We start from the raw sequence: 25,367 nt of genomic DNA, 5'->3' as shown, positions 1-25,367 counted from the left end.
ACGAATACTGGCTTTTTCGCATGCCTATCCAATCGTTTAAGACAACATCAACTCAAGCAGACAATCGACGAGATCCTTCTCGAGTTCGAGTGCTTGCAACTGGTGCATCATGTTGACCGGGTCGAGCTTTTGTGACAGCAGGCGGTACAAACGGTCCTTCAAATCATAGCTGATTTCCGCTTGATCGAGGAATGCATACAACCGGTCCATCTTGTTCTCGTTCGTCGAGATCTCGACTTGAAGCGACAATGTGATCGTATCGGTCACTTCACCCAGTTCGACACGAAGGGACTGTGTCGCATGATCATAGACACCGGTGACACTCTCTCCGTCGCGCTGGACGTAACCTTCGCGGACCCCGCGTAAAATCAATGTGATCGACCGATTTTCCGGTAGCAAGTCACGATGTCCAGTCGGTGCAGCGATCGTCAGTTCACGCGCTTCCCAATCGAGCGCGAATGTCGTCTCAACATTGACGCCGTCGCGGTGTGCGACCCCTGTGCTGTCGTCTTCAAACAACGTAAACCGGTTCGATGCTCCCGGGAAGACGACGACTTCGAGATCGTCCGGATTATGCAGGGCATTTGACTGTTCGAGATGACGACCAAGTGGAACGATCGCACCGGCTTTTGCGAGTACGCCTTGATCTTCGAGGTAACGGAACAGGCGGATCTGTTTGCCGCCACGGTACCGGTGACCATTGAAGAAATCAAACCATTCCCCTTCCGGCAACCAAGCGGTCGTCGCCGTCATGTGCAGTTTCCGGTGCATTGGTGTGACCATCGGCGCGACGATCAGTTCTGTTCCGAAGTAGAACTGGTTCGGGACATTGTATGCCTGATCGTCTTCCGGATGCTCATAATACATCGGTGAGACGAGTGGCAAGCCGTCAAAGTGATTGCGGGCATTCATCGTGTAGATGTACGGCACGAGTTGGTGTCGGAGTCGTAAATAGTTCTTCATGACGTTCGCCGCATCGGTCGAATAACGCCATGGTTCTTTCCCGTTGAAGATGCTCATCGTACTATGCAGGCGCATGATCGGACTAAAGACACCGTACTGGAGCCAACGTGTCGATAACTCGTCATCCTTCTCCCCGCGTTGGTGACCCCCGATGTCATGGCTCCACCATCCATAACCGATGTTCGACGCCGTCGCCGTGAAGTACGGCTGGAATTGAAGTGATGCCCACGAGATGATCGTATCGCCTGAGAAACCAACCGGATAACGATGACTTCCGGGTCCCGCATAACGCGAGAAGATCAACGGTCGATTGCCGTCGCGGGCGATATCGAGCGCATGATAATGATTGAGCATCCAGAGCGGATCAAGCCCCTTCATCTTCGAATTCGCGCCCTGCTGCCAGTCGATCCACCAGAAGTCGACGCCATCTGCCTCGTGCGGATGATGCAGCTTCGTGAAGTAGTTCTCGATGAACGTCCGGTCCGAGAAATCAAACGGGATCCGGACATCCGATTCGGGATCGACGCCCATCGCGACCGCCATCGCCTCGTAGGCTTCTTCAAACCCACGCACACCGTCCGCCGGGTGCAAGTTGAGCGTGACCATCCGGTCGTCGTCCTTTAACCATTGCAAGAAGCCGCGTGGATCCGGGAATAGATCACGGTTCCACGTATAACCCGTCCAACCGCTCCCGTATCGTTCCGGAATATCGGTAACGTGCCAGTCCATGTCGATAACGCTGACCGAGAACGGAATATCTTCCGTCTTGAAGCGTGTCATCAAGTCCTTATATTCTTTCTCACTATATCGCCAGTAGCGACTCCACCAGTTGCCAAGTACCTGACGCGGTAACATCGGTGTCGGTCCTGTCAGGTGGTAGAAGTCACGCAGTGCCTGTTTGTAGTCGTGACCGTATCCGAAATAATAGATGTCATGCGTACCAGAGCGACGCGGTTCGACGAAGTGGTCTTCCGTCAGTACGAAGGCGTTCGAATCGTCGATCGCCGCGTATCCTTGCCGTGAGACAATTCCTTCCTCGAGAGGAATGACACCGTCCGCGTGGTCAAGCGTCCGTGCCGTTCCTTTTAATGTCCGGAGCGGTCCGCCGAACGTATAACGGCTGTAATAGGTACTGAAGTTCCCTAAAACATCGATATAAAGTGTGTTCGCAGCGAACGGTCCCTTTGTATAATGCAGATGGACGTGCTCGGTGATGATTTGCAATTCTTCCTCGTTTTCGACGATGCGGTAAGCAGGTACCGGGAAATCACGATTGAAGACCGTTTGGGTCGGTCGATCCTCGAATTGTCCATCCGCCGCGTATTCGAGTCGAATCATCCGACTCGTCAAGACCGTGAAACGGTAGACATCTCCTTGGATGATAGCGTCTGGTCGTGCTTGTGGTTTCATGTCGCGCGTGTAGAAATGGGATTCATCAATTGTTCGCATACGGGTTCGGGACTTCCGTCCCTTTCACTTCCTTCCAGGCTAAGTAGTGTGCAACCGATTACACATCTAGTGTATAAGAGTTCATGTTCCCACTTCAAGGAAGAATCAACCTAAAAATGTCCCGCACCTGAAAATAGATGCGGGACGTTACGTCATAATAAGGGTGAAATCAAGCGCGAAAGTGACTCGAAAATCCGGAAACGGAGCGGGCGTTTGACGTAATCATTCGATGATAACTGAATCGAGACATCGAAATCAGCAATGAAGTCACGCTCGAGCTGCTCGGCACTTTTCGTATCGTACAGGAACGCCATTAGTTCATAGTTGAGGACAAAACTGCGAATGTCCATGTTTGCCGTTCCGACAGCCCCAATCTTGCCGTCGACGAGAAACAGTTTGGCATGGATGAAGTGACGGTTGTACGTGTAAATCTTGACCCCATCTTTCAGGAGTGGTCCAAAGTAGGAACGGGTGCCGTAGTAAGACGTAAAACTATCGCCTTTCCCCGGTGTCAGGATGCGGACGTCAAGCCCGGCACGTGCAGCAAGTCGAAGTAGCGTCATCGTCTCATTGTCCGGAATCAAATACGGTGTCGCAATCCAGATCGAGCGTTGCGCCGAGATGATGGCCGCAATCAAGGCATTGCGAATCGCGGGATCCTTTGAGGTCGGTCCGCTCGTGACAATTTGAATCGCTCCGTCGGACGCAACATCATGTTTCGGGAAGTACTGGTGGATTGTCTCTTCCCCCGCAAACGTCTCCCATGTGTCGTCCGATTCGATTTGGGCATAGATCCAGTCGTCGAGGAACGTCGCTTGTAATTCCTTGACGGCGCGTCCTTCAAGCCGCAAATGCGTATCACGCCAAAAACCGAACTTCTTACTCTTACCGTCGTACTCATCCCCGACGTTCAATCCACCGGTGAATCCGACTTTTCCATCAACGACGACGATTTTCCGGTGATTGCGGAAGTTCGCCGTGAAGATGAACAAGGGACTTGAGATTGGGTCATAGGCTGCGATATGCGCTCCCGCGTCGCGTAGCGGGCGCAAGAAGTTTTCACCGAGCATATAACTTCCGAGTCCGTCATACATGAATCGCACTTCGACTCCCGCTTCGAGTCGCTCGATCAATGCTTCCCGGATCGACTTACCTGTCTCATCGTTGCGATAGATGTAGTACTGGATGTGGACGTGATGTTTCGCTTGACGAATTGCGTCAAGAATCGCCGGGAACGTCTCTTCCCCGTTCGTCAGAATCTCACTTGCTGTATGAACGTCCACCCCGCCGCCACCGAAGTTACGAATCGTGTTCGCAAGCTTCAAGTGATTCGGTGGTAACTCACTGACAGCAAGCGACCGAACTGGACGAATCGCTTGCTTGAGCAATTTCCTTTCATCATGCGAACGACGATTCCGGCGCCGACGCCGTGGATTCCGACCGAACATCAACCAGATGATGACTCCGAGAATCGGTAAGAAAATTAGAACGAGAAACCAAGCGATCGTTGATTCTGCGGTCCGGTTCTCGATGAAGATGATCATGATGACAGCAAGCGGCACGACCGTCGCTGAAATCGTTAAGACATAAAATAAATAGCCGAGTTGATATAGTCCCCAAATGATGCCACCGGCGACTAAAAATACGAGTGCGAATTGTAAAATCCGGTTACGCACAGACCTTCCTCCTTCAATTTACATACCTTCACTAGTATTCTTTCCCCATTCACTATGAAAATATAACAAAAAAGAGAAACCGCAGATACGGTTTCTCGAAAGATTGACCTCTTATAGAAAGTTTTCTTCGTACATCTCGCGACCAGGGATTGGATCATTCAGTGACGCCCAATCCGTTTCGTGTTCCTGGACGAGACACGCATCGAATAGCGCTTCGAGCTTCTCTTTCTCCAGTCCGATGCCGATCAAGACGAGTTCGGTCCGTCGATCCTCATCTGATGCAAAACGACCAGCGTATTCCATGTTCGACGCATATCCTGCCTGATGGAACAACAATGCCATCTCAGGACGTGTCGCAAGGAACAAAAAGCCTTTTGCCCGGACGACTTCTTGCGGCCAGTCTTCAATCAAGGCTAGCAAGCGCTCCGGGTGGAACGGCACGTCGCGCTTGTAGACGAACGAACTGATTCCGTACTCTTCCGTTTCCGGAATATGTTCTTCCGCATTCAACTCGCGAATCCAACCGGCACTCGCTGCCGCTTGTTCAAAATCAAATAGATCAACGTCTAAGATGTCTGCCGGATCGACTTGACCATATGTCGTCTCAATCAAGCGGGCAACTGGATTTAATGCCTTTAGATAGCCGATGACGGTATGGCGTTCTTCTGGAGTCAGACGATCTACTTTATTCAAGACGATGATATCCGCGAACTCGACTTGATCGACGAGTAGATCGACGACTTCACGCACGTCTGTCTCATCGACGGCCTGTTTCCGCTCAATCAACGATTCACCGGATTCGAAGTCCTTCAGGAAACGGTACCCATCGATGACCGTGACCATCGCATTGATTTTCGTGACTTGTGATAAGTCGATGGCACTGTCCGGATCTTCGTACGTAAAAGTCTGTGCAACTGGAATCGGTTCCGAGATACCACTCGATTCGATGACGATACCGTCAATATCGCCTTGGTCGACGAGGCGTTTGACTTCAAGTAATAAATCGTCACGTAACGTGCAGCAAATGCACCCGTTCGAAAGTGTGACGAACGACTCTTCCGTTCGCGAGAATCCGCCTTGCTCAATCAATGCCGCGTCAATGTTGACCTCACTCATATCGTTGACGATGATCGCGAGGCGGCGCCCTTCGCGATTATGTAGTAAATGGTTCAATAGTGTCGTTTTACCGGATCCAAGATATCCAGATAAAACGGTGATCGATATCGGTTGCATCATCATTCATCTCCTAAAACGTAATCGTTACGTTTTATAGAGTAACCGACTTTTCACCTGACGTCAATCGTAATGATTTCGATTTATTTTGTTCCCTAAAAAAAGCCGATAAGCATCGACTCAAGGAGTAGACCGGGCTGACTCCAAAAAAATGACGCATCTTCTCACGCCCTTTCCTCAGGCGAGACACAAGCCAGTTATCCTGCTTCCTTCAAGCAGGAAAGCGGGTCTTGTTCGTCTCTGACAGCGCATAATGCGCTTTTTCCTGTAGGAGTGGCGTGTGACGCGTCATTCGTCATTCTTTGTAGATACTAGCTTTAGAGTCAGCTCCGTCAGATATTCCGAAGCACAAGAAAAGAAACTTTTTTCCGCTCGGAATTTCTTTTTAGGGAAATACAAGCAGGAGCGACCTTGCAACGAAATGTACCGGCGCGATGCTTGTCCCAGGAAAACGATTCGAGCGAAACGAAAAAGCGTAACCTTACTACTGACTTTGAATCGGTAAATCCCATGTCGAGCCAATCAAATCCGTGATCCGCTCCGCTGCCTCGTGTGAAAATCCGGCGATCGTGTAATGATTCGTATCTGCAATCACATGATACATTCCGTTCGGTAAACTGTCAGCGAACGCAGCGTGAGCCGCATTGATTTGTTCGGTCAATGCCGGGTTCAACCAACTTTCTGGCATACCACCCGCCCAGTTCGAAGCGGACAGGACGAGGACCGGCTGCGTCACGTCTTCGATCAACGAAAGAATCATCTGATTGTTCTCCTCGACCGTTCGCCATTCATCGAGCGTTCCCTGCCAATGCCCAGGTGCCGCAAAATGCTGCCACATCGGTAATTGATCGGCTTCCGGTAAGACACTGAACATCTTTTTGCCGAGACGATCAGGAATCATCCAGGCGATCGGTCGGACGTGACTAAGGAAATAGAGGAATCGATTCCACTCCTCTTGTGTTCGTTCGTACCAGTTCGGCAATGCCGCATCGACATCCGGGTGCGACGGATCGAGCAAGACGATGCCGCGTGTCTCGTCTGCAAACAGGCGTCCACTTGCAAGGGAGATATAAGCTCCGAGCGAGTGACCGATGAAGACATAGGGTCCTTCGACTTGAAGTATCCGTAAAACATCTGCCAACTCATCCGCTTGATGTGTAAAGAGTCGTTTGTTTTTGCCACGACTCGACCGCCCATAACCGAGACGCGAATATTCAAAGACCCGCCCCCGTTTCAATAATTCAGTTCGGAGCCAGCCCCACTGATGCCGATTCGACATCATCCCGTGATCGAGGACGAATGTGACGTCCCCACTTCCCGTCAACCGGGTATCAAATCGACCGGCTGATGTTTCGACGATATATTCCATACACTATCCCTACTTCCATTCATTCAAATAACGAGATCTCTAGTTCGTACCCAAGGATGTTCAAGTAATCAAATAACTGGGATCGATGATGATAGAGATGCACGGCTGCTTCGATCGCCCAGCCGTTCATCGAGTCGGTAACCTCCCAGTACGTCGGACGCGTCAAAAATCCGATTGTGACTTTTTCTTGATAGACCCGAAAGGCTTGATTGATTCGCTCTGATAACTGATTGCACATGACCGGTTCCGCATAAAATGCCTGCATCGCTTCTGCCGTTGCTCCTTCTGCGAGCATTAAATCGGCTTCAAGCAATACAGCAAGATGGACGGCGACTTCACCGACGGTCCGCTTCCCGGGGATCGGTTGCGCGTTCCAGTCCTTTGCTTCGATCTTCTCAAACAAGACTTTCGACGTCTTTACACCAACACTGACATGGCGAATGAGAGCACGTTCCCAGTCAGTCATGCGCGTTCCCCCAAGCAATTGCGCGGAGTTCGAGTTCCTTGACGAACGCATCCTTGCCGGCGATATAGGCTTCGATATCGAACGGATATGTTGTCGCTAATTGTTCCTTTAATGCTCCGTAAGCAGCGGCTTCTTCTGGATGGGTACGTAAGTAATCCCGGAAGACGAGATGACGCATGATTTCTGGATTTCCCGCCGCATAGAGATGGATGTGATGCGTCCGTTCGTCGCCGCCTTTTCGGTAATAGCGGCGTCCCGGCATGCCGAATTCACCCTTCGCTTCGTAACCGAGTGCTTTCATCGGTTCATCAAACTGCTCGATTCCCTCGAGCGCATCGACGACAGGCAGGATATCGATGATCGGTTTTGCCGCGAGTCCTGGAACTGATGTACTTCCCATATGATGGATTTGCTTAAGACGTACTCCGAACACCTCCCGTAATCGGTCCGCTTCTCGCTCGTATTCACTCGCCCATTCTGATTGATACGGTAACACAATGACTTGTCGCATGATCGTCTCCCCCTCTCATCTCAGTATGCCAGTTTTTAGGGTAAAACAAAACGACCATCCGTTTTGGAGGTCGTTTTGCTACATATGATGTTAGAGAAGTGTTAGTCCTTTAGATAATCAAACAGTTTCGCAGGTCCACCGAGTCGGAGATCAGCGATGATATGCTGAGCATCGACGACCTTTCGAACAGGGAAGTCAGCGAGTGGTGCCATGACATGTTCAAACAATTGAAGCCGAGCCGGTCCACGATATGCTTCTTTAATCTCAAGATCCGTGATTTGACTGCGTGTCAGTTCAGAGATGATCAACTCCCCTTGATAACCGCGATGCTGTTTGAGCATGAACTGCGGCGCACCGATGATCGATTGTGCTTCTTCGACTGCCATCGGAACATACTTGTATCCCATCGTCGCTTGGGCGACACGGAGTGAATGGTAGTCAAGCGTTCCAACGAGTACATCATTGTCGAGATAAAGCCGGGGTGAACCATACTTCTTCGGAAACGCAGCCACTTCACGACCAGAGGCGATCGCCGGCTGATTGTTGACATACATCGAGAGGTAAAACTCACCGACCTCTCCTTGATACCGAACCGGAATGACTTGCCCGCACTCGAGATAACTCCCAAGACCTGTGCTATCCGGCATGTTGATGATCTCAAACTTGATCTGATTACTCAGCACCTCGAGCGGTTCCGGAACGACTGCTTGTAACGCTTCGATGTCCGTCTCATAGATGATGTTCAAGTATTCCCGATTCCGAAAGAAGATATCGACCGCCGGAAAGACCGGTGCATTGATCGGTGTCGCGACGATATTTTTTACATCTTCCTGTCTCATCTGAATCCCTCCTTTATGCGTTTAACAATGCGGCAAAGCGTGCGACACTTGTTTCAAAATTAGGAACTGTCTTCGCTGCTTGCGCTTCTTCGACGATTTCTTGAATGAGTGAGTTGAACGGCGTTTTGATATCGTACATGTTGCCATACATCGTGACGATCCCATTAATGAAACGAATTTCGGTCGGTTGCCCTTTTTGTAAGTCCTGCAACATGCTCGCTTCTAAGTCACGCGACCCGTGCATCAATTGTGGCACGGTGATCAGTTTTTCATCGATATCGTCTAGTGTTGCGTAGGCTGCCGGCTCAAACGTACTCATCGGCGCGAATGTGATGCCGTGGGCGTGACCGACTTCAACGACTTCCTGCATCGTATGGATCGCTGCCCGTAGCAAGACCGGATGATCGAGAACGTCGCCATACGTACCGTTACACGCAGCGGATAACCCACTGAACGTACTATTGATGACGAGTTTTGACCATTTCGTCCCCGGTAGATTATCAGAGATCTCCGTCCCACCGATGTGGTCAAGGATGCCCTTCAGTTGGACGATCCGGTCCGTCTTCTTGCCGTTCAGTTCACCGATTTGCATCGCATACGTCTTGAAATGCTCGTAATCCGATGTCAGACGTGACTCACCTGGTCCGACGTACGTCGCTCCGAACTCGACGGATCCCGCGATGATGCGTTCGCGTGGAATCTGTTGTTGAATGAATTCTTCCGGTACACCGTTTTGCAAGGAGACGAGAATACCGTCTTCCTTCAAAATCGTCCGGACTTTCGCCAGGACCGGTTCATTGTAGACCTGCTTCGTTAGCAACAATACGATATCGTACATCTCCGTGACGTCATCCGGATGCATCGCATGGACGGCTTGCATCAAATCTGGTCCAATGACATGCGCGCCTGTTGTATTCAGCGCTTCGATATGTGCGCGATTCGTATCAATCAAATCGACATCCTCATACTGTTGACTTAAATAAGCTCCCATGATGGTTCCTAGTGATCCTGCTCCGTAAATTCCGATTTTCATTTCTATCACCTCTGGTATTTACGATATACTGGTTTCATCATAAACAAAAATATATATATTTATATATTTTAATAACCTATAGGTTATGTCAGGAGGATATCATGGAACTCTTACATTTGAATTATTTTCGTCACGTCGCGGAGGAATTGAACGTGACGCGTTCTGCCGAACGATTATTCATCAGTCAGCCTGCCCTTAGTACGACGATCAAAAAACTGGAGCGTGAATTAAACACGACGTTGTTTCATCGAAAAGGCAGAACGATCAGCTTGACCGACAATGGACGACTTCTACTGCAGTCGGTCGAAAAAATCGAACACGAGCTAACACGGGTCCAGGAACGCATGGCGCGAAATGATGCCTCTACCGAAACGCCACTCAGTCTTGCCAGTTCGCATGGTCGCTTCATCCAATTGATTCTACGAGAATTTCTCTTGCCTCAGACGGCGCCCTTGTTCAATTCGGACATCCTCTCGAACCGCGACATTTTAAGCGGTCTGCTTCATCAAGAATTCCATTTCTCGATTAGCTTTATGGAACTCAAGCATCCGCTCATTACGAGCGAACCGATCGTGGAAGAGGATATCGTCATCACCTATCCTGCTTCTTATTCAGAGAAAGAAGCGATTACGACGCTCTATACGGATGCAACGGAGACTGCCTTTTTGTTTCCCTCCCACAATAAGGACTACAACCGCTTCATCCAATTGAAGATGGCGGAACTAAACATCTATGCCGATACCTCGCACTATATTGATGACGTCTCACTGCAACTCGCCTTACGCCAGCAACGGTATTTCAGCTTCGTTCCCGTCTCCGTCTGTCGCGAGATGGGACTTCCTTTCATCACAGACGATGTGTTTACCATTACGTCACGACTTTACATGTCGCACGCGACGAATCAATTAACAGTCGAGCAAGCAACCATCTACGAACGCATTAAACGATTTCTGCTCTCACAACGCACATATCTAACCACATGAAAACGGATGCCTGCATATGCAGACATCCGTGTGACATATTACTTCGTGATGAAGTAGCGTGACTGATCGAGATGATCTTTCGCTGTATAGATGTTGAGTTTGTACGAGCCGTTCTTCAATGCCTTACGCATCTTCAAGACATAGTTCCCGTGCTGATCCGCCACGTCTTGAGCGATCAATTGATAACCAGATTCTGTTTTTTGGTAGAGGCGGACGATTTGTCGTTTTTCGACTTTACCTGTCAACGTCTTTTTGCCTGACCATTTTTTGACCGGATACGTGTTCTTGATCGTGAACGACGCTTTTTTCGTGATCTTGTTCGAGATGTCTGTCGACTTGACCGTGTACGTACCTGTCGTTAGACCGTTCTTGACCGCAATCTTGAAGCCGCTTGCCGTCGTTTTCGCTTTCGCGATCTTCGTTGATCCTTTATAGAGCGTCACGTCAAGGCCTTCCGTTGCTTTACCGCGGAGGACCGTTGAACCGTAGACTGCTGACTTTTTATCGATCGCTGGTGTCGAAACGACACCTGTTCCGACTGTGACGTTCGTTTCTGTCTTCATAAAGCTGAGTTCCGAGACGATCGTCAACTTGTCACGTAATTTGAGCGGACGTGTCACGACTTCGTATTGACCCGCTTCGTTTGCTGTTGCTGTTCCAAGGACTTTTTCGCCAAGTTTGACTGTGACTTTCGCACCTGGAACGGCTTGACCAGTAACGACTTTTGCACCCGGTTTAACTGCTTTTGCCGAGACCGTGAAGTCTTTCATCGGAACGTTCATATTGAATTTAAGGAACGTACCTGTCTCACCTGGACGTGTTTCACCTGTGTTCGTGATGCCTTCATACCGCTTGACGTACGGTGCAGCTGCAGCCGCTGAATCAAAGCTGACCGTCGTCGGTTTGCTTGCGACGAGTGACCAGTTGTCATCGGCTTTATAATCAACCGGTTGTTTCGCTTTGATGAAGTCCGAGATGACATTACGTGTTTCGTAGGCTGATTTGTAGACGATATTCTTTCCGCCACCAAGACCTGGGAACGTCGCACTGCCTGCGCGGTAGTTGTTCGTCGCGACAAGGAATTCTTGATCGTCTGCGATCGCTTTACCTTGATACTTGATATTTTGGACGCGATTTGCGTCTTTATTGACAACGACACCGTTAAAGTCGAACTTCGCTGGTTTCGTGATGTCGATTTCATACGTCAATCCATCGAGGATATCAAAGTTATAACTACGGAATTCTTTGTTCAACAAGTTCGTTTGCTCACCGCCGACTTGGTTGAACTGACCAGCTGACATTTCGAGCCAGTCTTTGACGTCAGCCCCTGTTACTTTGACGACTTCGAGTGTATTCGGATAAACATAGAGATCGGCGACGTTCTTGAGTGCGATTGGTCCTTTTTTGATCAAGGTGTAATCAGATGCGTTGACCTGGTTACGACCACCTGTCTTGAATGGTGCACCAGCAGACAACAACGGGAGATCTTTATATTTCGCAAGATCGGCATTTTCTTTGAGTTGTTTCTCGACATACCATTTCTGAGCGTTCGTTACGAACTGAACTGAATCATCGTCTTGCGCGAGAGCGAAGAAGCTCTGGATATCATCATTGATCGTCCCGACTTCTTGACGAATGTAAGCGAGCGTTCCTTCATGTGCTTTTTCGATCAACTTGACAGCACCGGCATCTGCTGTCGTGTCTTTCGTCACGTCCGCTAGTTTCGCACCAGACGTATCAACGACCCATTTCCCGTCGACTTGCTTCAACTGAAGATCGATGACTCCGACGTTTTTCCCTTGTGTGTTTGCCATGACGACCGGTTTGCCATTGATTAGACCGTTCGTCGCGTCAACGTTCGGCAGCTTGTTGAACGCTGAATCGGCTGCTGGGAACTTCCCGTGCTGATGACCTGTCATCAAGACATCGATGTCTGCGACTTTCGTCAACGCGTAGCCAACGTTCTCATCGCCATCTTTTTGATCCGTCGTATCTCCGATCCCTGTGTGTGCGAGTGCTACGACGACGTCTGCGCCAGCATCTTTTAATTTTTTCGCTGTTGCTTTAGCAGTCGGGATGATATCTTCAGCCGTGACTTTCCCCGTCAGGTTCCCCGCATCCCATGCCATGATTTGTGGCGTGACGACTCCGAACACACCCACCTTGACTGTTTTCATGTCACCGTTCTGGTCCTTGACTTGACGTTCGATGATTTGATAGTCTTTTCCATCTTTGTTGTAGTCCGCGACGATCGGCTTTTTCGTGACTGCATCCAATACGTTCGAGTTGACGAACTTGATTGAACCGCTCGAAGCACTCATCGCTGACTTGAGGAAATCAAGACCGAAGTTGAATTCATGGTTTCCGAGCGTGACCGCATCATAACCGAGGTATTCCATCAATTCATACATCGGATGTTTGCCTTTGTTTCCTTTGTCATACTGATTCTTGACGTAATCACCGAATGGCGTTCCTTGAAGTGTATCTCCGTTATCGAACAAGAAGCTATTCGTAACGCCCACTTCAGCTTGTTGCTTTTTGATGACTGTAGCCGCTTTGACGAGACCAATCGTTTCGTCCTGCGCATCCTTGAAGTAATCGTAGTTCATTGAGTTCGTATGTAAATCCGTTGTTTCTAAGAAGCGTAACTTGACGACACTGTTGTCGGCAGCAAGTGTCTTGACTTGAACGACTGGTACGAGCATCGGTGCGATCAATGTCGACGCGATGACGAGTTTCGTTGCTTTTTTCATATGGATTTCCCCCCAGGATGTTTTGACTGCTTCATTAATTTAGCATGGTTCGATTATAGCTAATAGTCCTTTCAAATAGGTCGGACATCCGTCTTATTTAACCTACTTAACCAATTCCAAATACTGGCTTAACATTGTTGATTTTCCCTTTACAAATCAAGTTTAAATGGTAAAAAAAGGTGTTTTACATCGTTGTATGATTCATACAAAAAAAACGATACTTTATCAAGATTTAGTCCTGAAAAAGTATCGTTTCAATTAATGTAAAACGTATCTGTTCATTCTCGACTCCTATAGGAAAAGAAAGCACGCGCTTCGCTTTCGTCAGGGTCAGGTTCGGCCCGTGAAATGAAGCTTAAGATTCCATGGCTTATCTCTCGACTGTAGAAAGCAAGAATGAGTTACAGCAACGTTCGTCGTCTGGATTCATGGTGCATGAGCTTCATCACTCCACGTCCCTTAAACCGTTTTCTCTGGTTTCCGTCGGACGACATAACCAAGAATTCCGACAAGTAACGCAAGACCTGCAGCGTAGAGTACCGTCCAGCCTGCCGTCTGTTGAGCGAACTCGAATAAGACGTCACTGCGCCATTTCATCGCGAACTGAACGTATGAAGCTTGACTGACGATGAAGCTGATGACACCGATCGCGATCGCAAAGACGAACGGATCGATGATCGACTTGAAGCTTCGGATACTACAGACAAAGTAGATCGCGAACGTTACGAGCAACAGCACCCAGTACGCACTCTCACTCGAGACATTCGGTGGCGTCGCTCCTGCCGATTCCGCATCAATTACTTGGATCGTCTGCCGTGCGACACCGTAATCAACCGGATCGAGCTTCAATTGTGTTGCTGACAAATCCGGACGTTCTCCACCGAGTAACGTCAACAATTGTTCTGTCACCCGGTCCGTGTCGATTCCATCGACGACTTTTTGGATCGAGTCATTGAGCTGATCCGTTGAGGTCTCCCCGTTCAACATCGAGACCGGGATTTCCGCATTCGCTCCAAGGACGTCTGCTTGATACACGACCTGACCGCCGTGGATCCAGTCGTACATCCCGCCACTTCCGGCGTTCAGACTCGCGACGGTGAGTGCCGTCCGTAGTGAGGAATCGCCGTCATATTCCGCTTCGTCCTGTACCGTAAAGACGAGTTGAAGTGTACTTGCGAGCATCAAAATCAGCAAGCTGGCACGACCGGCAGCTGTCAGACCAGATAACTTTTGCGGGAAGAACGCCATCCAACCAAGCAAACTGACGACGAGAAGCGGTAGGATCCCACTCATCGCATAGCCGTCTTGTAACGAGAGGAACGGCACGTCGTTTCCGCGTCCGGCAAGGACGAACCAGATGATTCCGACCGTTAAGAAGAAACTGATCGATCGAATCGTCCACCCGAGACGACTTGCCTTAATCCGTAACACCAAAAATAACAGGACGATCAAACCGATGCCAAAAACGGAATAGAGTAACGTGCCGTAAGAGACATCAAACGTAAGTGGTGCAAGGACTTGCTTTAAGTCAATCCCAAACAACGATAAGACATCGCCGGCAGAACTCGCATCGAGCACCTGATTGATGATTCCTTCCCGGACCGCGCTCGGCATCGTGATCGATAGCCCACCGACGAACAGTAGCATCAATGACACCGTGATGTCTGCATCTTTCCAGGAGACGTCCGCCTGTTGCATCTGCGTCACGAGATCCTGATAGTCTGAGGATGAGGTGATTTGTGAAGTCAAAAATGCCATCACACCATAGATGACACCGAAAAAGATGAGACCGATGAGGACGCCAAACAGGACATCCCAGACGGAAAACCGTCGTTGTTTCCTTTCTTGCCTTGACTCCATCCCATTTCCTCCTTTTTATGTCTGATGTTTGAATATTCCTGCTACAGCGAAACCAAAAACATCAAATTCATTCAACAGCCATTATATCCCACTTTTTCTCTGACTGTCTCCACTGATTCCCAAAACAAAAACCGGCTTCTCACAGTGAGAAGCCGGTTGAACGATCAGGTGCCATGGTATTTTTCTCTATTTAGATGCCTTCGTATGCTTGTTCCATGATCGTCCGTAACTCAGCGACAAGCGGCATCTTCGGATTCGCTGTCGTACATTGATCCTCGAAAGCATCGACTGCCATCTTGTCGAGTTTTGCCTCGAAGTCTGCTTTTTGAATGCCTTGCGCCTTGAATGACATCTTGATGTTGAGACGTTGTCCAAGATCAGCAACGGCTTGGATGAGGGATTCGACCCCTTGCTCCGTCGTTGCTGCCGGAAGACCGAGGTAGCGTGCGATGTCGGCATACCGCTCATCCGCAACGAATGATTCATATTTCGGGAATGCTGCTAGTTTTGTTGGACGTGACGCGTTATAGCGAATGACGTGTGGCATCAGGATCGCATTCGTCCGTCCGTGTGGCGTGTGGAACTCGCCACCGATTTTGTGTGCGATCGAGTGGTTGATGCCGAGGAAGGCGTTCGCGAATGCCATCCCTGCCATTGTTGACGCATTGTGCACTTTTTCGCGTGCTTCGGCGTCTGATCCGTTAGCATATGCTCGTGGCAAGTAGTCGAAGATCATCTTGATTGCTTTGAGTGCCAGTCCATCCGTGTAGTCGTTCGCAAGCACCGAGACGTATGCTTCTGTCGCATGCGTCAAGACATCCATTCCGGTATCAGCAGTGATTGAAGCTGGGACGGTCATGACGAATTCTGGATCAACGATTGCGACGTCTGGTGTCAACGCATAGTCAGCAATCGGGTATTTGACGTTTTTCTCTTTATCCGTGATGACGGTGAACGGTGTTACTTCTGAACCCGTACCAGAAGTCGTTGGAATCGCGACGAACTTCGCTTGACGACCGAGTGTCGGGAATTGATACGCCCGTTTGCGGATATCGAGGAATTTTTGACGTAAGTTTGAGAACGTTTCGTTCGGTTGTTCATAGAAGAGCCACATTCCTTTTGCAGCATCCATCGCTGAACCACCACCGAGAGCGATGATCAAGTCAGGTTTGAAGTCACGCATCGCTTGAGCACCCGTCTGAACAGTCGTCACCGATGGATCTGGTTCGACTTGGTCAAAGATCCGGTAACTGACGGACTGTGGCAAGTTTTGAATCACTTTATCGGCATACCCGAACTGTACCATCGTTGGATCCGTGACTATCATGACGCGTGAGACGTCAGTCATCGACCGCAAGTACTGAACAGAGTTCTTTTCGAAGTAGATTTTTTCAGGAACCTTGAACCATTGCATGTTCACGCGTCGTCTCGCCACCTTCTTGACGTTGAGTAAGTGCTTCGCTGTCACGTTTTCAGATACAGAGTTTTTCCCGTATGATCCGCAACCGAGTGTCAATGATGGTGTCAACTCGTTGTACAGATCACCGATCCCACCGTGAGCAGATGGACTGTTGACAAGGATCCGGCAGGCTTTCATGCGGAGTCCGAACGCTGTCATCAAATCATCGTTCGTCGTATGAATGACAGCTGTATGACCGAGACCACCAATTTCAAGCATCTGTTCGGCAATCGTGAACGCTTCTTCAGTTGATGCAACGCGGTACGCACCGAGGACCGGACTGAGTTTTTCATGAGACAATGGTTCTGCTGCTCCGACGTGCTCGAGTTCCGCGACGAGCATGACCGTTGTTTCCGGAACGTCGATGCCGGCTTTCTCCGCGATCCATGTCGCTGGTTTCCCGACGATGTCCGCATTGACGGCACATGTATCGGTTTTGATGACGAGTGATTCGAGACGTTGTTTTTCTTCCGGTGTACAGAAGTAACAACCGAGTGCTTCCATTTCCGCACGAACCGTCGCATAAATCTCTTGGTCGACGATGACAGCTTGCTCAGACGCACAAATCATTCCGTTATCAAACGTTTTTGAGAGAACGAGATCGCTGACTGCCCGTTTGACTTTCGCTGACTGTTCGATGTAACACGGAACGTTCCCTGGTCCAACACCGAGTGCCGGTTTACCTGTTGAATACGCTGATTTGACCATTCCTGCTCCACCTGTCGCAAGGACCATGGCGATTTTTTCATGGTTCATCAAGACTTTCGTTGCTTCAAGTGATGGTTCTTCCACCCATTGAATACAGTCTTTTGGTGCCCCGGCTTTGATGGCTGCGTCGCGGAGTGTTTTCGCTGCTTCAACGGAACAACGTTGTGCCGATGGGTGGAACGCGAAGACGATCGGGTTGCGTGTCTTGATCGCAATCAATGCTTTGAACATCGTCGTTGATGTCGGGTTCGTGACCGGTGTGACACCACAGACGACACCAACCGGTTCAGCGATATAGGTGATGCCGTTTTGGACATCTTCTTCGAGAATCCCGACCGTTTTTTCATGACGTAGACTATTGTAGATGTATTCTGTCGCAAAAATGTTTTTAATCATCTTATCTTCAAAGACACCGCGTCCCGTCTCTTCTGCTGCGAGACGAGCGAGTTCGACGTGCCGTTCAAGTCCGGCAAGTGCCATATCCCGGACGATCGTGTCGATTTTTTCTTGATCGAATGTCAGTAATTCTTGTAATGCACGTTGCCCTTTTTCAACGATTTGCCCAACTGCTTGTTCGACCGGCGTTGCCGTCGATTTTGTTTTTTCTTTCACAGCCATGAGTGGTTTCCTCCCTGTCGTGGAACGAATCTGAGTTTGATTTGCCAACCATTATGTCAGGAATGCCAAGCTGTTTTTCAATAGTTTGTGCTTTCCTTCACAAATCAATCATAACCCCTTTTTCTTGTTTTGTGCATGACCATCCTGTGAATTCCCTCACACCTTTGATAGCGTTTACAACTGTTTTAAATTCTTCTTTTTTATCGTTTTGCTTCATGTACATGGATGTGTGCGATTTGTCACACCTTGCATTTTCGTGACTTGATAGCCGTTTCATCATCTTGTATTCTGATATGGGGTACATATTAAGAGCTACCACTAAAGGAGGACACTTGAATGTCAGTTGTACAGGAAATGCTAGCCTTCAACGAGCGATTCGTCGCCGAAAAACAGTATGAACAGTTCGTCTCGGATAAGTTCCCAGACAAAAAGGTCGTCATCCTGACGTGTATGGATGCCCGCTTGACGGAGCTCCTCCCACACGCACTTGGTCTTAAGAACGGGGATGCGAAGATCATCAAAAATGCCGGTGCTATCCTATCGCACCCATTCGGCTCCGTTATGCGCTCGATTCTCGTTGCGTTGTATGCTCTTGGCGCTGAAGAAGTCGTCGTCATCGGTCACCACGACTGTGGCATGAGCACGATTGATCCTAACCACATGATCAACGAGATGAAGGATCGGGGAATCGACCAACAGATTCTTCATACACTCGAAGTATCCGGGGTTGATTTGAATCAATGGTTGCGTGGCTTCACGTCAGTTCAAGAAAGCGTCGCTCACTCAGTCAGCCTCGTGAAGAACCACCCATTACTGCCACCTGGGACGAACGTCCACGGACTCGTCATCGATCCAGGTACTGGTAAGCTTGACGTCGTCGATTGCTGATCACTCTCTATAGAAGAAACGCAAATAGAATTGGATGATTTACTCCGCTTTAAACTAAAGATAACGTGCCATTTTCTCTTACCGGAGAAGGATGGCACGTTTTTTCGTATGAGTCATTTTCAGTGATCAAAACGCTTCTCACTTCATGCTTCGGGGTATAACAGAATGTATCATCTTGTGGAGAGCTAATAAGCGTATCATTCATCTTTTGATTACGAGGTCAGACTTTTACTCTTGACAGCATTCCAACATGGCTGTAAGATACTTTAGTATAGTACAGTGATAACAAAAGAAAGTGTGGTTTTACTGAATGATAAACGCCGTATTGTTTGCCGTCTTTTTACTATTTATATTAGCGATCTTTCGCGTCCACATCGTGGTCGCGATGGTCATCAGTGCGTTTGCCGGTGGTCTCGTCGGTGGTCTTGATTTAACGAAAACAACCGAAGCGTTTGCCGGTGGTCTTGGTGACGGGGCAGAAATCGCCCTGAGCTACGCGTTGCTCGGTGCATTTGCCGTTGCCCTCTCGAAAACGGGCTTACCGGATGCACTCGCTCACTCTTTGATTGCACGCTCGCGTGGTAACGCAAGTGCCGCTTCCGTCAAAAAATTAAAAGGATTCATCTTGTTTGCGATTCTCTTGCTTGCGATCAGTTCACAAAACGTGTTGCCGATCCACATCGCGTTCATTCCAATCATCATTCCGCCGCTTCTTGGTCTCTTCAATCAATTGAAGATGGATCGACGCCGGATTGCGATCATCATGACGTTTGGTCTTGTGACACCATACATGTTCCTACCAGTTGGTTTCGGAGACATTTACCTCAACCAGATTCTATTAAAGAACTTGAAGGCAAATGGTCTCGATACAGCAGGAGCATCCGTCATCGAAGCGATGGCGATTCCAGCACTCGGGATGGTCGTCGGTCTCTTGATCGGTCTATACTCATATCGTAAAGAACGGACATATGAGATGCGTGACATCGCACCGGACGATTATGAAATCCCAGTCATCACGAAAACGAAGCTTGCCTTAAGCGGTATCGTCGTCATTGCGACTTTGATCGTTCAACTGCAGACCGGATCAATGATTCTCGCTGCAACAACTGGTTTAATCCTCTTCTTGTTGCTTCGTCTTGTTCGCTTCAGCGAAGCAGATGACGTCATTACACGCGGTATGCGCATGATGTCATTCATCGGTTTCGTCATGATTTCAGCGAACGGATTCTCGAACGTCTTGCGTAAGACGGGCGATATCGAGCCACTCGTCGAGAACTCAAAAGCATTGATGGGCGATTCCCAACTCGTTGCCGCCTTCGTCATGCTCTTGATCGGTCTTCTCGTCACGATGGGGATTGGTTCAAGTTTCTCAACCGTTCCAATCATTGCTGCCATCTTCGTTCCACTCTGTATCCAGTACGGATTCAGCTTAGAAGCGACGATTGCGATCATCGGTACAGCCGGTGCGCTCGGTGACGCGGGTAGTCCCGCATCAGACTCGACACTCGGACCAACAAGTGGTCTAAATGCGGATGGTCAGCACGATCACATGCGTGAAACGGTCATTCCGACGTTCTTGCACTACAACATTCCATTACTCATCTTCGGTACGATCGCCGCGGTCGTATTATAAAAAGAAGACGGATTCGCCGTAATCGCGAATCCGTTTTTTGAATTGTCTCCGTTTTTTTCCTTTTCATTTCGCCGCTTGTTCTCTAAAATAAAGAAATGAACTGATACAAAGGAGTTGTCTAACGTGTTATCTCAAGTCGTCAACCAGATTTTACTTTCGCTTGCCGATCTCGGATATTTCGGCATCGCCCTCGGGTTGATGATTGAAATCATACCGAGTGAAATCGTCCTCTCTTATGGAGGATTCATGATTTCTCAAGGAACGATCGGCTGGCCGCTCGCCATCGTCGCTGCCGTCATCGGTGGATTATTCTCGCAATTATTCTTATATTGGTTCGCTCGCTACGGCGGTCGTCCCCTTATCCTGAAATACGGAAAGTATGTTTTAATCTCAGAGCATCACCTGGATTTAGCTGAGCGTTGGTTCTTGAAATATGGACAAGGTGTCATCTTTGGCGCTCGTTTTATTCCTGTCGTTCGTCATGCCATCTCGATTCCGGCTGGTCTTGCGAAGATGGACCAAACGAAGTTCTCTCTCTATACGGTGCTTGCCATCATCCCATGGTCGATCTTGTTCCTGTATCTTGGTGAAACGCTCGGAACGAACTGGCGCTCGATCAAAGAAGTAGCAGCACCTTATACGAACGGTGTTCTGATTGCTGCCGTTGTCTTGATCATCTTCTACGTCATCTACAAACGCCGTCAACGAACGGTTTGAACAACTAGCAGTCTGTCTGACGACGGACTGCTTTTTTAAACAAACAGGAGGTCCTGCCATGCTAACATCCCCGCTTGCTCATTTTACATTACGTCGTTTGACTGCATCCTATCGGACGGGTCGTCCTGTCGCGACTGGGATCACCGTCGATGGACGTATTTTAATCGTCGAAGAAACCCTCGATGAATCTCGGAATGAACACGTTCTCTCCATTCATCAATTGAAAGATGACTGGCGAAAAACGACAATGATTAAAAGAAGCGAGGTGGACTTTTCACTCATCGACCGCTTTCCGGACGGTCGTCTGTTACTCGTCGCTTCCCGTTGTGACGACGATGTAGATGGAACGTGGTTACCAAATGCCTTTGTCTATGATCCTCAAGGGAATTTACTAGACAGCTTTTGTTTAGACGATGGGATTCAGAATATGCAAATCGATGAAAAAGGATGGATTTGGGTCAGTTATTTCGACGAAGGAATCTACGCTGATGCTGCAACTAGTTCGAATGGCGCATTTGGTCTCGTCGCTTTTGACGATACAGGTGTAGTCCAGTATAAGAATCGTCAATATCCAATCGATGATTGCTACGCCTTAAATGTCTGTTCGTCGAAGGAAGTCTGGTTTTTCTATTATTCCGATTTTCGCTTCATTCGTATCAATCAAGAGGACGATCTCGTTTGTGAGGCACCTACGATTGCCTTTTCTCAGTTCGCTCGGTACGACGATTTTCTGCTTGCTGCAAATTCTGATGAAGCACATTTACTTGAACGTAAAGGAACGCTTTTTGAGAGTATTCGTTCGATTCGATTCATGACAGAACAGGGAAATACCCTGTCAGGTGACCTTACAATGCGTAACGACTTGATCGTCTTAGCGACTTCAGAACACCTGTATTTCGGGAGACTCGGTCAGCGACTCGTCTCTCTCATAGCAGGCAAATGAAAACAGTTACAAAGTTGTTTCATAATCTTTTCACTTTTGAAAACCTTCAACCCAAATTTTCAAAAAGACTAGCCGAGTTCTATCTGAGGATAGTATACTCAGCGTTATAGTTATTTGGACAAGTTGTCTGAACATTATGACGTCACAGAATTTTTTTGGGGGAAATGATGAGTTCGAATTTGAAACGAGATTTAACAGCACGACAGGTACAAATGATTGCACTCGGAGGAACGATCGGGGTCGGTCTTTTCCTTGGAGCATCGAGTACGATTGCTTGGACGGGACCATCTGTCTTACTCGCGTACATGCTAGCAGGAGTCTTTATCTTTTTTATCATGCGGGCACTTGGTGAGATGGTCTACACCCATCCTCACAGTGGTTCGTACGCAAAGTTCGCAAACGACTATATCCATCCAGCAGCTGGCTTCTTGACAGCAAGCAGTAATATCTTCAACTGGGTCGTCGTCGGGATGAGTGAAGTCATCGCTGTCGGAACTTATTTACGCTTCTGGTGGCCGGAACTACCGACTTGGATTCCAGGCGTCGTCGTCATCATTCTCTTGACGCTTGCGAACCTTGCTTCCGTCAAGATGTTCGGCGAACTCGAGTTTTGGTTCGCCTCAATCAAGGTAATAACGATTCTTCTCATGATCGTCGCTGGACTTGGAATCATCTTCTTTGGTCTAGGAAATGACGGAAATCCGGTCGGCTTCTCGAATCTTTGGGCGAATGGTGGATTCTTCACGAATGGTTTCACCGGCTTCTTCTTTGCGCTCTCGATCGTCTTCGCCTCTTATATCGGTGTTGAGTTGATCGGCGTGACAGCTGGAGAAACGAAAGATCCAGAGAAGAACATTACAAAGGCGATCAATGGTGTCGTCTGGCGAATCTTGATTTTCTACGTCGGCTCTATCTTCATCATCGTCACGGTGTATCCGTGGAATGAGTTGTCGGATCTCGGCAGTCCGTTCGTTGCGACATTCGCTAAGGTCGGTGTCACGATTGCTGCCGGTATCATCAACTTCGTCGTCATCACGGCCGCTTTATCCGGTTGTAACTCCGGGATCTTCAGTGCAAGCCGGATGATCTATGCATTGGCTGAAAAAGGACAAGTACCGTCCTTCTTCTTGAAAGTCAATAAACGTGGCATTCCATTCTACACGGTCTTCGCGATTTCAATCGGGATTTTCTTCGGAGTCATTCTCGATATCACCTTGCCACTCGTTCTCGGGAAGGATACGAATATCTTCGTGTATGTCTACAGTGCTTCGGTACTGCCAGGGATGGTGCCATGGTTCGCGATTTTAATCAGTCATATTCGGTATCGTAAACTTGAAAGCGAACGGACAGCCTCACATCCGTTCAAGATGCCAGGTGCGCCGTTGACGAACTATCTGTCGATCGTCGCGCTGGTGACAGTGCTCGTCGGGATGTTGTTCAACGATGAGACACGCGTCTCGATCTTAATCGGAGTCGCTTTCTTGATTTTAAGTACGGTCTATTACATCGTAAAAGTACCGAAGATCGAAAAATAATGATATTTTATCTTCCTCTCATGACATCATGGGAGGATTTTTCGTGTTTTCCATTTTTATATTGACATTACACTTTTCCCATGATAGATAATCAAATGCGAACTAATATGCCTTAGAACGCTAAATCATTCATAATTTTTTAATAAATATCGTATTTCATCTACTATTTTTCTAATAAACAGACTAATTTTCAGAATAAATAGTCTTTTTATTTTAAGTGTATTTTCATGTTTTGAGTTCGTTTGAACAGGAATATTCTCACCATACACATAATATTTCATGTGTAGAACAATCACGTTAAAACATTTTAACGACAGAAAGGAGAGGTGTAACATGAACGGATTCAATCGTTTCCTACTCGTCCTGATCGGCATTCTCGGTTTAGTCAGCGTCGGTCTTCTAGTACTCGGCGTCTATGATGTTCCACGACTCAGTCCTTTGATTGAACAGTGGCAAGATCAACAATGGTATAGCTACACGATTTTATCACTTGGTGGCTTCCTAGCATTCGTATTTGTCATTCTATTATTCACTGGACTATTCAGTCGTTCAAAAGGACAACGTCTCCTGATTCAAACCGGTGACGGGAATATCACAATCTCTAAGCAAACGATCGAACGAACGGCACTCGAGTCAATTCGCGGTATCAACGGCGTACGTTCGCCACGCGTCAACGCGGACATTCACTCGAAAAAAGAAACGGTCGCGCTTGAAGTCGACTGTTCTGTCTTCGGTCAAGAAGGTTTGCCGACAATCGGAAAAGACATTCAAGAACGTGCCAAACATGCGGTCGAATCGTTGCTTGAATTACCTGTCACAAAAATACGTGTCCGGATCAGTGACACGAAAACAAAAACGTCTGAACGTGTCGTTTAAGGCACGAGAGGAGGAAGATCATGAAAACGAGCGAAGCACTTCGTCCGTATCGCTACCGTCTACTCGGCGGGCTAGTCGGACTGATCCTCGCCATCTTGTTCTTGACGATCGGTTTTGGACCGACGTTGTTGATCATCGTATTCGCAACAATCGGTTACTTGATTGGTCAGTGGCGGGATAATGCGCTTGATGTCGAAGGATGGATTCAGTTCTTTAAACGGGATTGAGCATACAAAAAATAAAAAATCATTCAACTCACACTAACATTAAAAGGAGAGATTTCTCATGGCTAACGAAATCAACACGAAACAAAACGAAAACGAAGTAGTACGCGAAAACAAACTCACATTCGAAGATCAAGTCATTAAAAAAATCGCTGGTATCGCATCAAATGATGTCAAAGGCATCCTCTCAATGAGCGGTGGCTTCATGAGTGGTTTGACAGATCGTTTCCGGAGCACGGAAGATATCACAAAAGGCATCAACGCGGAAGTCGGCGAACGACAAGTCGCACTCGACTTAAAAGTCATCGTCGAGTATGGCAAAAACATCCCGTCGATCTTCCAAGATGCTGTAACGAAAATCAAAAAATCAGTCCATGATATGACAGGACTCGATGTCATTGAAATCAATATGCATGTCGAAGATGTCATGACACGTTCTGAGTTCGACGCAAAAAGTAAATCGTCGAAAGAAGAGGAAGAAAAACGCGATTTGAAATAAGACAATCAACTAGATAACCGCATGAAATGGACCCGTCTAAAAACGAGGCCACTGAAAAACCTCTAGATAAAGTGGTCTAAAACAGAAAAGGTGCTCCATCCACATATATTTTTGTGGATGGAGCACCTTTTC

Annotated in this window: 20 protein-coding genes; 9 read left to right on the top strand and 11 right to left on the bottom strand. The window is 48.2% G+C overall.

Going from position 1 to position 25,367, the window contains the following annotated elements; genetic code table 11:
* Window positions 1-36: 36 nt before the first annotated feature.
* The 8 genes from KNQ15_RS13800 to KNQ15_RS13765 all read right to left on the bottom strand — a co-directional run bounded on the left by KNQ15_RS13800 (window position 37) and on the right by KNQ15_RS13765 (window position 9,539).
* Window positions 37-2,412 carry a glycoside hydrolase family 31 protein gene (locus KNQ15_RS13800; protein WP_214729800.1) on the bottom strand — a complete coding sequence of 792 codons (2,376 nt, stop codon included), beginning with the start codon at window positions 2,410-2,412 and terminating at the stop codon, window positions 37-39.
* Window positions 2,413-2,564: 152 nt separating this feature from the next.
* Window positions 2,565-4,088, bottom strand: a complete 1,524-nt coding sequence (locus tag KNQ15_RS13795; protein ID WP_214729799.1) for a cardiolipin synthase — start codon at window positions 4,086-4,088, stop codon at window positions 2,565-2,567.
* A 111-nt stretch (window positions 4,089-4,199) separates the two neighbouring features.
* Window positions 4,200-5,321: a GTP-binding protein gene (locus tag KNQ15_RS13790; RefSeq protein WP_214729814.1), complete on the bottom strand. Its 1,122-nt coding sequence runs from the start codon at window positions 5,319-5,321 to the stop codon at window positions 4,200-4,202.
* Between the two features lie 484 nt (window positions 5,322-5,805).
* Window positions 5,806-6,690 (bottom strand): alpha/beta fold hydrolase, encoded by an 885-nt coding sequence (locus KNQ15_RS13785; RefSeq protein ID WP_214729798.1) that lies wholly within the window; start codon window positions 6,688-6,690, stop codon window positions 5,806-5,808.
* Window positions 6,691-6,709: 19 nt separating this feature from the next.
* Window positions 6,710-7,156, bottom strand: coding sequence for a DinB family protein (locus KNQ15_RS13780; RefSeq protein ID WP_214729797.1), 447 nt, complete (start codon window positions 7,154-7,156; stop codon window positions 6,710-6,712).
* Window positions 7,149-7,667, bottom strand: a complete 519-nt coding sequence (locus KNQ15_RS13775) for a GrpB family protein (protein ID WP_214729796.1) — start codon at window positions 7,665-7,667, stop codon at window positions 7,149-7,151. Before KNQ15_RS13775 ends, KNQ15_RS13780 begins: the two co-directional genes overlap by 8 nt.
* 101 nt (window positions 7,668-7,768) lie before the next feature.
* A complete protein-coding gene (locus KNQ15_RS13770) occupies window positions 7,769-8,506 on the bottom strand; it encodes an acetoacetate decarboxylase (protein WP_214729795.1) in 738 nt (245 codons plus the stop codon).
* 13 nt (window positions 8,507-8,519) lie between these two features.
* On the bottom strand, window positions 8,520-9,539 hold the full coding sequence (locus KNQ15_RS13765; protein WP_214729794.1) for a ketopantoate reductase family protein: 1,020 nt from the start codon (window positions 9,537-9,539) through the stop codon (window positions 8,520-8,522).
* 101 nt (window positions 9,540-9,640) lie between these two features.
* On the opposite strand from KNQ15_RS13765, the gene KNQ15_RS13760 reads away from it, so the two are divergent.
* Window positions 9,641-10,522, top strand: a complete 882-nt coding sequence (locus tag KNQ15_RS13760; protein ID WP_214729793.1) for a LysR family transcriptional regulator — start codon at window positions 9,641-9,643, stop codon at window positions 10,520-10,522.
* 38 nt (window positions 10,523-10,560) lie between these two features.
* Here KNQ15_RS13760 and KNQ15_RS13755 read toward each other — a convergent pair whose 3' ends face one another.
* The 3 genes from KNQ15_RS13755 to adhE all read right to left on the bottom strand — a co-directional run bounded on the left by KNQ15_RS13755 (window position 10,561) and on the right by adhE (window position 17,920).
* Entirely contained in the window at window positions 10,561-13,275 is a 2,715-nt protein-coding gene (locus KNQ15_RS13755; protein ID WP_214729792.1) for a bifunctional 2',3'-cyclic-nucleotide 2'-phosphodiesterase/3'-nucleotidase, read from the bottom strand.
* Window positions 13,276-13,734: 459 nt separating this feature from the next.
* The gene (locus tag KNQ15_RS13750; protein ID WP_214729791.1) at window positions 13,735-15,135 is read right to left on the bottom strand and encodes a hypothetical protein; all 1,401 of its coding nucleotides are present in this window, start codon (window positions 15,133-15,135) and stop codon (window positions 13,735-13,737) included.
* A 190-nt stretch (window positions 15,136-15,325) separates the two neighbouring features.
* Entirely contained in the window at window positions 15,326-17,920 is a 2,595-nt protein-coding gene (gene adhE, locus KNQ15_RS13745; RefSeq protein WP_214729790.1) for a bifunctional acetaldehyde-CoA/alcohol dehydrogenase, read from the bottom strand.
* A gap of 336 nt (window positions 17,921-18,256) precedes the next feature.
* Here adhE and KNQ15_RS13740 point away from each other — a divergent pair, with 336 nt between their 5' ends.
* From KNQ15_RS13740 to KNQ15_RS13705, 8 genes are all read left to right on the top strand, one after another.
* Window positions 18,257-18,808 carry a beta-class carbonic anhydrase gene (locus KNQ15_RS13740; RefSeq protein WP_035397969.1) on the top strand — a complete coding sequence of 184 codons (552 nt, stop codon included), beginning with the start codon at window positions 18,257-18,259 and terminating at the stop codon, window positions 18,806-18,808.
* A 313-nt stretch (window positions 18,809-19,121) separates the two neighbouring features.
* On the top strand, window positions 19,122-20,441 hold the full coding sequence (locus KNQ15_RS13735; protein ID WP_214729813.1) for a Na+/H+ antiporter family protein: 1,320 nt from the start codon (window positions 19,122-19,124) through the stop codon (window positions 20,439-20,441).
* 123 nt (window positions 20,442-20,564) lie between these two features.
* Window positions 20,565-21,158, top strand: a complete 594-nt coding sequence (uptA, locus tag KNQ15_RS13730) for an undecaprenyl phosphate transporter UptA (RefSeq protein ID WP_023467894.1) — start codon at window positions 20,565-20,567, stop codon at window positions 21,156-21,158.
* A 58-nt stretch (window positions 21,159-21,216) separates the two neighbouring features.
* Complete coding sequence (locus KNQ15_RS13725) at window positions 21,217-22,101, top strand: hypothetical protein (RefSeq protein ID WP_214729789.1); 885 nt, start codon at window positions 21,217-21,219, stop codon at window positions 22,099-22,101.
* A gap of 164 nt (window positions 22,102-22,265) precedes the next feature.
* A complete protein-coding gene (locus KNQ15_RS13720; RefSeq protein ID WP_214729788.1) occupies window positions 22,266-23,636 on the top strand; it encodes an amino acid permease in 1,371 nt (456 codons plus the stop codon).
* 333 nt (window positions 23,637-23,969) lie between these two features.
* On the top strand, window positions 23,970-24,512 hold the full coding sequence (gene amaP, locus KNQ15_RS13715; RefSeq protein WP_214729787.1) for an alkaline shock response membrane anchor protein AmaP: 543 nt from the start codon (window positions 23,970-23,972) through the stop codon (window positions 24,510-24,512).
* A gap of 20 nt (window positions 24,513-24,532) precedes the next feature.
* Entirely contained in the window at window positions 24,533-24,739 is a 207-nt protein-coding gene (locus tag KNQ15_RS13710) for a DUF2273 domain-containing protein (RefSeq protein WP_214729786.1), read from the top strand.
* A 58-nt stretch (window positions 24,740-24,797) separates the two neighbouring features.
* Window positions 24,798-25,235: an Asp23/Gls24 family envelope stress response protein gene (locus KNQ15_RS13705; protein WP_214729785.1), complete on the top strand. Its 438-nt coding sequence runs from the start codon at window positions 24,798-24,800 to the stop codon at window positions 25,233-25,235.
* Window positions 25,236-25,367 lie beyond the last annotated feature (132 nt).

The organism is Exiguobacterium sp. s168 (assembly GCF_018619035.1).
GTDB lineage: Bacteria > Bacillota > Bacilli > Exiguobacteriales > Exiguobacteriaceae > Exiguobacterium_A > Exiguobacterium_A acetylicum.
Note: the sequence above shows the minus strand (reverse complement) of the source record. Positions and strands in the feature narration are given on the sequence as shown.

Excerpts from the sequence above, each read along its gene's own strand:
- KNQ15_RS13760 (WP_214729793.1), top strand. The coding sequence starts at position 9,641 with ATGGAACTCTTACATTTGAATTATTTTCGTCACGTCGCGGAGGAATTG.
- KNQ15_RS13755 (WP_214729792.1), bottom strand. The coding sequence starts at position 13,275 with ATGAAAAAAGCAACGAAACTCGTCATCGCGTCGACATTGATCGCACCG.
- amaP (WP_214729787.1), top strand. The coding sequence starts at position 23,970 with ATGAACGGATTCAATCGTTTCCTACTCGTCCTGATCGGCATTCTCGGT.
- KNQ15_RS13775 (WP_214729796.1), bottom strand. The coding sequence starts at position 7,667 with ATGCGACAAGTCATTGTGTTACCGTATCAATCAGAATGGGCGAGTGAA.
- KNQ15_RS13740 (WP_035397969.1), top strand. The coding sequence starts at position 18,257 with ATGTCAGTTGTACAGGAAATGCTAGCCTTCAACGAGCGATTCGTCGCC.
- KNQ15_RS13785 (WP_214729798.1), bottom strand. The coding sequence starts at position 6,690 with ATGGAATATATCGTCGAAACATCAGCCGGTCGATTTGATACCCGGTTG.
- KNQ15_RS13750 (WP_214729791.1), bottom strand. The coding sequence starts at position 15,135 with ATGGAGTCAAGGCAAGAAAGGAAACAACGACGGTTTTCCGTCTGGGAT.
- adhE (WP_214729790.1), bottom strand. The coding sequence starts at position 17,920 with ATGGCTGTGAAAGAAAAAACAAAATCGACGGCAACGCCGGTCGAACAA.
- KNQ15_RS13720 (WP_214729788.1), top strand. The coding sequence starts at position 22,266 with ATGATGAGTTCGAATTTGAAACGAGATTTAACAGCACGACAGGTACAA.
- KNQ15_RS13790 (WP_214729814.1), bottom strand. The coding sequence starts at position 5,321 with ATGCAACCGATATCGATCACCGTTTTATCTGGATATCTTGGATCCGGT.
- KNQ15_RS13705 (WP_214729785.1), top strand. The coding sequence starts at position 24,798 with ATGGCTAACGAAATCAACACGAAACAAAACGAAAACGAAGTAGTACGC.
- KNQ15_RS13710 (WP_214729786.1), top strand. The coding sequence starts at position 24,533 with ATGAAAACGAGCGAAGCACTTCGTCCGTATCGCTACCGTCTACTCGGC.
- KNQ15_RS13780 (WP_214729797.1), bottom strand. The coding sequence starts at position 7,156 with ATGACTGACTGGGAACGTGCTCTCATTCGCCATGTCAGTGTTGGTGTA.
- KNQ15_RS13800 (WP_214729800.1), bottom strand. The coding sequence starts at position 2,412 with ATGCGAACAATTGATGAATCCCATTTCTACACGCGCGACATGAAACCA.
- KNQ15_RS13765 (WP_214729794.1), bottom strand. The coding sequence starts at position 9,539 with ATGAAAATCGGAATTTACGGAGCAGGATCACTAGGAACCATCATGGGA.
- KNQ15_RS13770 (WP_214729795.1), bottom strand. The coding sequence starts at position 8,506 with ATGAGACAGGAAGATGTAAAAAATATCGTCGCGACACCGATCAATGCA.
- KNQ15_RS13725 (WP_214729789.1), top strand. The coding sequence starts at position 21,217 with ATGCTAACATCCCCGCTTGCTCATTTTACATTACGTCGTTTGACTGCA.